Source organism: Klebsiella sp. LY (assembly GCF_004010915.1).
GTDB lineage: Bacteria > Pseudomonadota > Gammaproteobacteria > Enterobacterales > Enterobacteriaceae > Klebsiella > Klebsiella quasipneumoniae.
Window position 1 is genome coordinate 3,535,873 of sequence record NZ_CP022444.1, and the last position, 11,140, is coordinate 3,547,012.

The window sequence follows — 11,140 nt, forward strand, 5'->3', positions numbered from 1 at the left end:
CAGACAGGGCGGATAACCCTGGCCACACCCATGCAATGAATCTACGAGCGGTTAAAGGGAGTGCGAAGCCACCTTCATGGGGGGGGTAGGTGGGGGTTTTCATGCTTGAGGTCAAACTTTCTAAATTTTGTGTAGTAATAAAGTTTGGCTGTCCCATGTCATCCCGGGGGCTGGCGTACAATTGAAAAAAAACAAAGCGAGTAGATAACCACGGATGAAGCCATCGGATTTAGAAAGTCGCCAATCACCCTCACTGGTCTCCGGGCCATTGCGGCTGACGCGAGGCTTGCCGCTAATCCTGACCAAATTCGTCCCGCCTCGCTCCTCGATACAATTGCTGGAGCGCCCCCGGCTGCTTCAGCTTCTCAGTCCCGTTCAGCAGTGCCGGCTGGGCGTCGTCTGCGCCGGCGCTGGATTTGGCAAAACCACTCTGTTGGCGCAATGGCATCAGCAGATGGTCGCCCAGGGCGAACGTATCGCCTGGCTGAGCCTCGATGAGGATGATGATGACGTATGGCAGTTTATTCCTTATCTGCTGCAAGCATTGCGTCCACTCTATGCTGACTGGGACGCCGATTTCTGGCGTGACATGGAAGAACAGAAGCTCTCCAGCTCCGAGCAACTGCTGGCCGGGCTCATTAACCAGCTACACTACTGCCCGCATGACGTGTACCTGATTATCGACGACTTCCACGTGATTAACGATCGTGGGGTCTATGAAGCGCTGGGGTATTTAATCAAGCATGCGCCTGCCGCCTTGCATCTGATCATTGGCAGCCGTTTCCACCCGAATCTTGCGCTGAGCCAGCTGCAGGCCCAGGACCAACTGGTGGAGATCTATGATCGAGACCTGCAATTCACGCTCGAAGAAACAAAACACTATTTTAGCCGTACGGTTGCGCTACCCCTCAGCAACCACCATGCACAGCGGCTACAGTCCGTGACAGAGGGCTGGATCGCAGGGATGAAGATCGCTTCATTGTCGGCAGAATTACAGCATGATCCCGAGCATCTGTTGCGCAATATGCATGGAGGAACACGGTCCATTGCCCGCTATCTGAAAGAGGTGGTACTGGACCCGCTGCCGGAAGAGGTTCTCGATTTCCTGGTGAAAACGTCCTTCCTCAGCCGGTTAAATGCCGAACTATGCAATGCAGTGACAGGACGAGATGACAGTCAAGCAATGCTGGCATGGATTGAGCGACACAACCTTTTTTTGTCAGCCCTTGACGAACAAGGCTACTGGTTTCGCTACCACCCTCTGTTGCAGGAAAATCTTCGGACCATGCTGCAGCAGAACAACGCTATTGATCGCAAACAGCTACATGAATTAGCCAGTCATTGGTTCGTCGAACAGAAGCTGTGGTCTGAGGCGGTACGCCATGCGCTCAGCGCAGGCAAGCCGGTGCATAGCCCCGTGCAGGATGGCGCAAGCGCTCAGTCACTGGCGGAAGAAGGGGATATCGATACCCTGATCTCATGGATGCATCATTTACCGCCCAGCACCGATCCTTCGCGCATTGACCTGCAAATTAACCTGGCCTGGGCACTGGCGCATTATTTCCACTTTGATGAGTCGAGGCAGCTGCTTGATAACCTCGATCAGATGGTACTTCATCATCGTGAGGATTTAACTCGCAGCACCTGGTGTAAATTGCGCGTTGTGCGGGCAATTTGCGAAGCCTTTGCGGAAAACATCCCGGAGAGTCTGGCTATTGTTCAGCCGTTGCTGGCCGAAGTGCCCTGCGGTGACACCTGGGTTGATGGTCTGATATGCAATATTCTCAGCTATTGCCATGTTGTTAACCAGCGCTATCACGACGCGCTGGAGGTTCAACAGCATATGCCCTCTCCGGAAAGTCCTTTAGATAATCTGTTTGTCTCGGTTTATCGCGCGTTTATCATTGCCCAGTGCCATCTTTGTCAGGGCGATCTGGGAAAAGCCGGGTGGTATGCAGAGAAAACGTTGCGCCAGGCTGAATGTTATACCGGTACCCAGTCGACCAGTGGCGCGACGCTGGCGCCGCTGCTGGCGGAGATAGCCTATGAATGTCAGAGGGGGGACTCGCCCGAGCATCTGTTAGCCGATCGGCTCGAATTCATCGACCGATTCAGTCCACCCGACGCGCTGAGTCGTTGCTATACCTATCTCGCGCGTCAGGCCCTGGACGGCGATATGCCGTATGAGGCCGAGCGATTGCTGGAGCATGCGCAGCGTCTTGCGGTGTCTCGCGGCTGGCAACGGCTCCAGGCCATGATGTTAGCCGAGCAGGTGAGGGTGCGACTGCAGAGCGGCAATTTCACAGGCGCAGAGCAACTGCAGCGACAGCTTGAACAAATGGCCGCCAGCTTCAGAATGGATGCCGAACATCCCTGCCAACGCGCTATGGTTATGTCTGCATCCCTTAGCCGCAGCCGGCTTCTTCTCGCCAGAGGCCTGGCGCCGCAAGCCTGCATTCTACTGGCTGAGATGGTCTCCGATCAGGAAAGCCGGGGGGACAGGTTAACCGCAGCGCGTCTGCGTACGCTCTGGTCATTAGCCTTGTGGCACAGCGGCAAAACTGCGGCAGCGCGCACGACATTTCAGCCTGTCGTGCAGCTGGCTGAACAACAGCATCTCAAAGGCCTCTTTCTTGACGCTGGCGATACATTGCAACCTTTGCTTATCGGTATGAACGATTCCTCTTCGGCTTGTACAGAGGAAGGGATAGTCCATGAACCCTGGGCCGGCAAGCGCGCGCCTGCAGATGGAACACCGTTTAATAGTGGAAGCCCCGATATTCATGGGGAACTCAGCGAGCGAGAGTTGCAGATATTACAACTGATCGCTGAAGGTCAGATGAACAAAGAAATCGCTCGCTCCCTCGCTATTTCTGCCGAGACGGTCAAATGGCATATCAAAAACATCTACGCGAAGCTTAAAGTGAATAGTCGCACTCAAGCGATGAGCCGGGCGCTGGAGATGAAATTACTGGATTAACGGTTTGAACAGGGAGGGCTGGGCACAAAATATTATTCAAACGAGCCACTTTCTTAACGGGCTATGAGCCATGGATAAGTGAGGTACTTGTAAGTCCATGGGGAGCTCTCTGAACAGTGATGGCAGTTTTGATGCCCAGGCTCAGCGATATGAACATTGGTTTTAAGGAGGCGACGCCAGGGGAAAGTCATCACAGTGAGGCTTTAGGCGAGTGTTTTCTGTAACGTTTTGATTGAGGTGGTGCCGATAATAGGAACAATTCACAAATGGAAACACATTGCTTTATAACAATAATATTAAAACACAACATATAAGGCACCCCAAAAGGTGCCCTCCAAATCCATCTTTACACTAAGCCGTTTTGCAAATTGGATGTCCTGAATAAGCTGGAATGAACCTTTTGCTACACTAAAGATCTCTCATAAGTGCCAAACACATAACCCTTTCCCAATGATTGACAAATGCCGCATTGTCTATAACTGTCTGAAATATAATTTGCTTCGATGTTTCTTTATCCAATGTTATTTTAAGCAATCCATCATATTGAGATAATAAAGTACCAAGTCTTGCGCTTGCTTCCTTCGAATATCTTAACGACAGATTAAAATCATTAAAATGCTTTATGACTCGCTCTTTTTGATTTGCGTCCCATTCAACAGGAGGAGAAACAAAATATTCAATTACCCCAGGTTCACCTTGGGCACCCGCTAAGTATCGCGCAAAAATCCATTGAACATTAAAATAGCGATCATTATCTAAATAAGGATGAAGTATTTGCTCACCAGCTGACGTGGCAAAATCTTCTCCCTTACCATCCATATTACAATCCCGACAGGATGGAACAAGATTCATCGGTGCAATGGCAAACTGTGGAAAATATGCCTTTGGTAAGTAATGGTCTAGGTTCCTTGGACGCCCTATTCCACCACAAAACGGACATCTTTCATTAGCTGAAGCCATAAGTACATCATAAATTTCTCTTGCTGGCTTCGTCATTCCGACCAAATAAAGTGTATATAATTTTATGAAATCAGATTTTTTCAAACCTTTTAATATTACAGGATCTGCAACATCATCCATTTTGATAGGTTGAATTGTGAAAAGCTCTTCAGTTAATGCTGAATTTTCATAAGAACTTACTTGTAACTCCAAATCAGTTGAAGCTTTATGAACTTTTTCTAGTAAATCATTATTCCCAGTAATTCCATTACAACATAGAGTTAATGCATTACCATAAGTAAATATTGGTCTTTTAAGTTTAAACACTAGTTGCCCCCCTATCCCGGTGGATCACTAAAGCTTTTAATAGTGCCCTTGCTTCAACCCCAAGCTGACCTTTATATTCATTAATTATATCTTGATAAGATTGACCTGATTCAACAGATTTTGTTAATAAATCATGAAAACCCGACTTCACTACTTCTAGACCAAAAACTTCTCTCGTTAAAACCCCAACATTTTCACCAAACGTTTCTATATCTGGTCTACGCACCACTGTTACTAATCGAGAACGATTGAGCTTCCAAACACAACTTCTAGGCACTTCCTGAAGGACTACTGGTGAATGTGTTGCGATGAGAGCTACGCCATTGCGGTCAAGTAACAAATCTGATAGCGCTCGAATAAAAGCTGAAAGCAATGGAGGGTGTAGATGGCTTTCAGGTTCATCGATTAGAACTAATGTTTTTTCCTCTACAGTAGCAACTAATCGTGTGATGGTTAATAGAACAATAGCATGTCCTGAACTCATTTTCTTTATTAGCTTTCGAGCATTATTAACTAAATCTGCACCGGTAAACCGCACAAGATCTTTAAGATCCATACTTTCAAAATTCTCATCAGATTCAAGGGTATCAATAGCGCTTACCCACCTCTTTTTTTTAGGGCCTTGGCTAAAACATTGCTTTAATGCTTGAATAAAATCTTCATGAATATCATTAAGCCCCTTAAGAACTTCACCTGCTTTTTTTAAACCTATATAGAAGTAACATGTTCCCATTGAAGGATCATCTTGTTCAGTCGGGGGTTCGAAAGGATCAAAAGCACTGAAAGAGACTGAAACTAAACTACTAAAATAATCTTTTCCGATTGGACTTTCAGAAAAACCCTCAACATCATAAAATTTTGAATTTGAATGTCCTCTGCTGGTAACTGCCTCAATCATTCCATTTAGAAGGGTTGTTTTACCGACTCCATTCCTACCTATTATCGCATGAATATTTGTACTGGGTTTTTCATCTATTTCAACTTTAAACATTAACTCAATGCCTGAAATTTTTTCCGTAGCAGGCCTCATGAATTTAAATTCAAAGTTTGTTAATGGATTCTTTCCTTCAATAACCCTAGTAAACTGACCTTTGATAACTGACAAACTAACATCTCTAAGAAGAGATGTTTTAAAAACAGCTTCGGTCTCAGCTAATGCCATGGCCTCTGATGAATAAGCTATATCCTTTAATGATTCAAGAATTTTATTTTTTATAGAATCGGAAAGATTAAATATTTTTTGATAATATTCCACGTCTTGACCAACTGAAAAATATCCATTTGGTAAAGCCTGAAATGCATGCCCTAGGGTTGTATGTGTTGGCTTTCCAATAACTTGACCTTGAAATCCAATTTTTACATTTCCAATTTCATGCAAATTTCCTGATTCATCATGTAAAGACAAATAAAACATTGTTATGAAAGAGTAATCATCCCAGCGATCAACATGTAGATAAGCTGTGTTTACCCCTGAATAAGGGATTCTTTGCTCTCGAGGGATGATTAAAATGTTCATAAAATGCTCGATTATCCTGCATGAGTATAGTAAACATCATTATGTCCATAGAGTATTAAATCTCCATACTTTTATTCATTTTTGCAGTTGGGTTGGCAAAATCAATTGTTCTCTTTGTAAGTGATTCTAATTGACAAAAAAACCATTAACCCTCTGTTTTAACTATGATTATAATTTACTGATACATAAGGAGATTTTTTGGTTTATCTCAAATATAAGCTTTCACAATGAAGCAACTGTAACTTAGGGTGGGTACACTCAAGAATCCCCGATGGCGCTGGTAGGGAGCTACAACTTTTGACAACTCACTTCCATCACCAACTAGCTGGCTGACAGGCTGACGTCGCGTTGATTGGTACATGATAATGTCTGCATTTGGCACGAAGCAGACAAGATAATTGGGCTGAATCTCCGCTATGAGCGTGAAGCGGAAGTTGGCACTTTTGTGGGGCAGTCCAACTATAGGGCAGGATCGTCTACCGGGGCGGGGTCAGTCCAGCCACCTAAAAGGATGACTACCAAAACAGTGGCAATTCATATCGTTTACTTTGAGATGAATCACTTGAATGACCAAGGTTTTTTCATTACCAGTGTTCATCACATGGCTATGAATAGTAGAATCCAAGCAGACATTAACGCTTAGAAAAGTTGAGCTCATGAGATTCCACCCTGAAGGGCCTTCCATACCCGATATCCTCTTAGAACGCTGTGATACAGGTCGAGTTGTATTTCTCTGTGGTGCTGGGGTTTCATTACCTTCAGGGATGCCAAGCTTTGTAGAGCTTACCCGGCATGTAATTGAATACTTTGATCCACCACACGATTCAGAAATCATGGCCGCATTTCGCCCATGGCTGCACGACCAATCTTCGGCAAATGTCCCTCTCGACCAAATTTTCAACCTCCTACATCTGGAATATGGCAAGGATGAGGTGAATTCTTTGGTATCAAAGCGTCTGGGGACTGCAAGAACTGATATAGAGATTGGACGTGAGCATGCCCTGATTAAAAGAATTTCCTCAAATCAGAGTGGTGTCCCACAGATTGTCACAACGAACTTTGACCGACTGTTCGAGGATAACCAAGCGCAAGATAATCTAACTCGATATGTGCCGCCAGCTTTCCCAAATCTGAATTTCGGTTCGACAATTGAGGGAATAACATATCTTCACGGCCGCCTGGTCGACGAAAATGCTGTAAACCATCCTTATGTGCTGAGCAGTGCAGACTTTGGACGAGCATATCTTTCAGAAGGATGGGCGACCAATTTTATTAAGCTTCTTCTGGAACGATACATCGTTGTTTTGGTCGGTTATCAGGCAGAAGACCCACCAGTTAAATACCTCCTTCAGGGTCTCAATCATGATGGCCAATATGATCGTTCCAGACTTTATGCATTTGATCGCGGCCTTGCCGAGGATATCGAAGCCAAATGGCGTGACAGAGGAGTTACAGCCATAGCCTATTCCGATCATCCAGCTCTTTGGAAGACTTTGGAAGCATGGGCTGAGCGAGCAGATGATCCACGTCGATGGCGAGCGTCTATTATCGCTAAAAGCCAGCAAGATCCTAAAGTTCTAGCGCCGTATGAACGTGGTCAACTTGCCCATATACTTCGCACTACACAAGGTGCGAAATTGTTTTCTGAAGCTGTTCCTATTCCTCATCCAGAGTGGATTTGTGTGATGGATGCAAATATTCGGTCAGCCAAACAGAAGAAAAGATACTACACGATTGATGACAATGATGCAGAGACCTTCGATCCGCAAGAAGCTTATGGACTTGATGACGATCTGCAAGATATCTCTGACGATGAACGTAAGCGTGGAGTGAATAACGATAATCTCCTTGAATGGCGCGACGAAGATGATAATCCGTCAGATTACCATCGTTTGGCTGGATGTTTTGAGGCAATGCCGAAACGATTGAGTCATCTAATGGCCTGGCTATGCAAATCTCTAGACAGCCCCGTGATGGCTTGGTGGGCTATCAGAAAAATCAGCATTCATCCCCTACTACTACAAAATATTGAACGCAACATTGAGTATTCAACATCAATCCACAAACGCTCTCGTCAACTGTGGAGCTTAATTCTCGAACATCATAGAGATCCTCGCAATCGTCGTTATGACGTTGATTGGTACGACTTAAAAGCTCGAATTACAAACCAAGGCTGGACAGCTGGTGTATTACGAGATTTTCGTAGGGTAATGGCACCCCGATTGGAAATGAAATCGCCATATGGATTGGGTGAAGTCAGACCACCAAGTGGCTCCTGGGAGGAACTCCAGTTCAGCGAATTAGGCCAATTTGAAGTTGTGTTTACCGAAAGACATGATGACGATTTAGACATACCTGACAAGGTATTACTACCAGTATTTAGCGTTTTAGAAGAGCAAATAATAATTGCCTCCGGAATGTTAGAGGAAATTGATACGTACTACTTTCCAAGCCCAAGTTGTTATCCAGAACGTGCGGTTGAAGGTGAAGAACATTTCTCGAAAGGTGCGGAGATATTGACATGGTTTGTCCACCTTTTTGACCGAGTTGCTATGAAGTGGCCAGAATTAGCTAACGCACATGTAACAACTTGGCCAGTAAAGGAGCCATTTTTCTTCCGAAAGCTTAGACTTTATGCATTCAGTAAAACAGACGTCTTTGAGGCTAACCGTGTTGTTGAAGAGATTTTATCCTTGGATCAAGATGAATTTTGGGACACAAATGTTACCCGCGAACTTCTTTTTCTGCTCACTGATCGTTGGGAAGAATTCTCGCAAGAAAATCAGAATCGAATTATAGAGCATATTTTAACCGGTCCGAACCATTCACTTTCTTTTCCTGAGGAAGAAATTCCAAAAAAAAGGGAGATACTGGCAGCTAGATACGCTCGCTATCTCGAACTAAACGGCTGTAAAATGACCACTATTCATCGTGACCAACTAACTGCGATGATTAAAAGAATTCCTGACTGGAATGATGGCTGGGCTAGATCTGTTGTCATCAATTGGGGTTCACGGACAGGTTGGGTTCGTACAGACGAAAAGCCAGATATAATCTTAGATCTTCCAGCAAACGAAATAATCCCAAAAGTAAAAGAGATACTTAAACGAGAAGATGACAGCTTTACTAGTAGGCAGCCCTTTGTCGGATTGATAAAAGAAAACCCGCGTAAGGCTTTGTCTGCACTCGCTATTGCAGGGAGAGGCGGTGATTACCCTAAGGAATTTTGGTCGCCAATGATAAGTGAGTTACCTAAAGATCTTAAACCAAGGGTGAGACGAGTATTCCTGAACCGAATTATGCGGTTGCCAGTTACAGCTTTGATCGAGTTACGACATACATTAAGTAACTGGCTTGAACAAAATTTAGTTGCGACTCTTGAATTTGATGAGGATCTCGGGTGGGCAGTTTACGATCATGTCATAGCAGGCATACTGAGTGGTGGGGCCAGTGCAATACGGGGTAGTTTCGAAGAAGTTATCCGGAATGGAGAAGTTGTAATACAGTCTCGGCGCACGTTCAGTCATGCAATCAATGGTCCTGTCGGTAAATGTACTCAAGCGCTTTTTCAAGCAATGCCAAGTGAAGAGAAAAAAGCTGGTTCGCTTATTCCTTACTCTATTAAGTCTCGTATTGAACGTCTTTTTACTGCACCAGGAGAAGGAGCGGACCACGCTATAGCTATAACTTCTCGCAATCTAAATCGGCTAATGTTTGTTGATCCTGCATGGGTAAAGGAATGGCTTATACCCATTTTGGATTTAAAACATCCTGCAGCAGAACCAGCATGGAATGGTTATCTTCAGTGCAATGCTATGCCTTCAATTGCAGTAGCTGAACTTATTAAACCAACTTTTCTTAACCTTATCCCTTGGATCGAATCTCTTTCTTGGGAAAAAGATTATTCAGTTCGAGCTTCGCAATGGCTTGGCTTAATGAGAATGTTTCACCCTGATGAGCCCTCCAGTCCTTCCAGGAATGAAATGCGCTCCATATTACGAGCATTATCTGACGAGGCTCGAAATCGTTTTATTTCCTGGTTAGGATTGGTCGGGCAGAAAAACGAGAGTGGCTGGGTTAAGTATGTGATCCCATTAATCAGAGAGGACTGGCCCAAAGAACGCCAATACAGAACCACGAGCTCTGTAAAAGCATGGGTTGGTTTACTTGACGATACTGGCGATAAGTTTCCGGAGGTTTACGATTCAGTAAAAACATACTTAGTACCAATTGAGACAATTGATCATTTGTTCTACAGATTCACTCGGGAGCTCGGTGGTAAAGGAGCAATTGCAACTATTTTTCCAGAAACCACACTTGATTTAATGGACAAAATAACACCACAGATATTCACGCGTACATCAGGAGAGCTGCAGAAGATTCTTGAGCTAATTGAAGATACAGATATAAGTCTGACCAAGGATTCACGGTACTTACGGCTTATTGCACTGGTTGAGAAAAATTAGCATTTATGGTTTTTTACCGTTGTTGATTACTCAGCAACGCTTTTCGACATGCCGTAGCGCTTACTGCCTGTTCTTGACTAAGATGAGAAGCAGGCGTTAAAGTTTGGTTAAAGGAAAACCTCTAACCATTCCTTCTTTTAGAAATAATTTTTGGAGTATTATTGAAATTGCTCAAATATACCATGCAACCCAATAAATTTTATTTTTAGTGCAGGATCATGCCTTAGAATAGTCTCAAGTGAGTTCCGCTCATAAATTATTGATTGTGCTTGTATTGAGCCGTTCCATGATGGCAAAAGCAATAAAGCAGATGTTTCCAAATCAATACCCCACCAATCGTTAACATAGCAATTTAAAAAATCAACAAGAGCCTTAATCGCAATAAAAGCATCTTTTTCAGTATATATTTCAGGATCGAGGGATATACCTGATATATTACTTTTAGCTTGTTCGGAATTAATATTAGACTGGTGTTGATAAGCAACTTTTCCTTCACCCGGTTTAGTTTGTATTGTATCGGTGAAAATTTTAATCTTGGGATGTACCAATGCATTTCGTTGTGCTATTAATTCTTTTATTATTTGTGTTTGAGTGGCTCCGCGAGGTAAAGATATGTCTTTATGCCATTGGAGAGTATAGTCAAATTTATCAAGTGAAGAGAACCTGTCAATTTGATCTTTTAACTTTTGCGTTATTTCTATAGAAGATAAAAATGAGTTAGCTGCAGCCTCAATAGCGTAGTTAATTGAAAGTACACTTGATTTGGCAAGTGTTTTTTTGATGTATGATTCTTTTGTTGCAATTGATAATTCATAAAGAGTTATTGCATCAGAAAAAAGCTCAAAAAAGCTGTTCTTGGTTATTTCAACTTTTCTTTTCACACGTAGCCCTCTGCATAAAAAATAAAATCAT

The 11,140-nt window shown here is 43.9% G+C and carries 5 protein-coding genes; 2 read left to right on the plus strand and 3 right to left on the minus strand.

Annotated features, from left to right (window positions below):
- Nucleotides 1-214: 214 nt before the first annotated feature.
- Nucleotides 215-2,980 (plus strand): LuxR C-terminal-related transcriptional regulator, encoded by a 2,766-nt coding sequence (locus CE636_RS20190; protein ID WP_017901008.1) that lies wholly within the window; start codon nt 215-217, stop codon nt 2,978-2,980.
- A 408-nt stretch (nt 2,981-3,388) separates the two neighbouring features.
- Here CE636_RS20190 and CE636_RS20195 read toward each other — a convergent pair whose 3' ends face one another.
- Both CE636_RS20195 and CE636_RS20200 read right to left on the minus strand, forming a co-directional pair.
- Nucleotides 3,389-4,246, minus strand: a complete 858-nt coding sequence (locus tag CE636_RS20195) for an HNH endonuclease (RefSeq protein ID WP_071600421.1) — start codon at nt 4,244-4,246, stop codon at nt 3,389-3,391.
- Complete coding sequence (locus tag CE636_RS20200; protein WP_071600420.1) at nt 4,239-5,762, minus strand: AAA family ATPase; 1,524 nt, start codon at nt 5,760-5,762, stop codon at nt 4,239-4,241. The genes CE636_RS20195 and CE636_RS20200 overlap by 8 nt, the downstream gene beginning before the upstream one ends.
- Nucleotides 5,763-6,418: 656 nt before the next feature.
- Between CE636_RS20200 and CE636_RS20205 the strand changes: the two genes are divergently transcribed.
- A complete protein-coding gene (locus CE636_RS20205) occupies nt 6,419-10,228 on the plus strand; it encodes an SIR2 family protein (RefSeq protein WP_025999323.1) in 3,810 nt (1,269 codons plus the stop codon).
- 158 nt (nt 10,229-10,386) lie between these two features.
- Here CE636_RS20205 and CE636_RS20210 read toward each other — a convergent pair whose 3' ends face one another.
- Nucleotides 10,387-11,109: a hypothetical protein gene (locus CE636_RS20210; protein ID WP_127837816.1), complete on the minus strand. Its 723-nt coding sequence runs from the start codon at nt 11,107-11,109 to the stop codon at nt 10,387-10,389.
- Between the last annotated feature and the right edge of the window lie 31 nt (nt 11,110-11,140).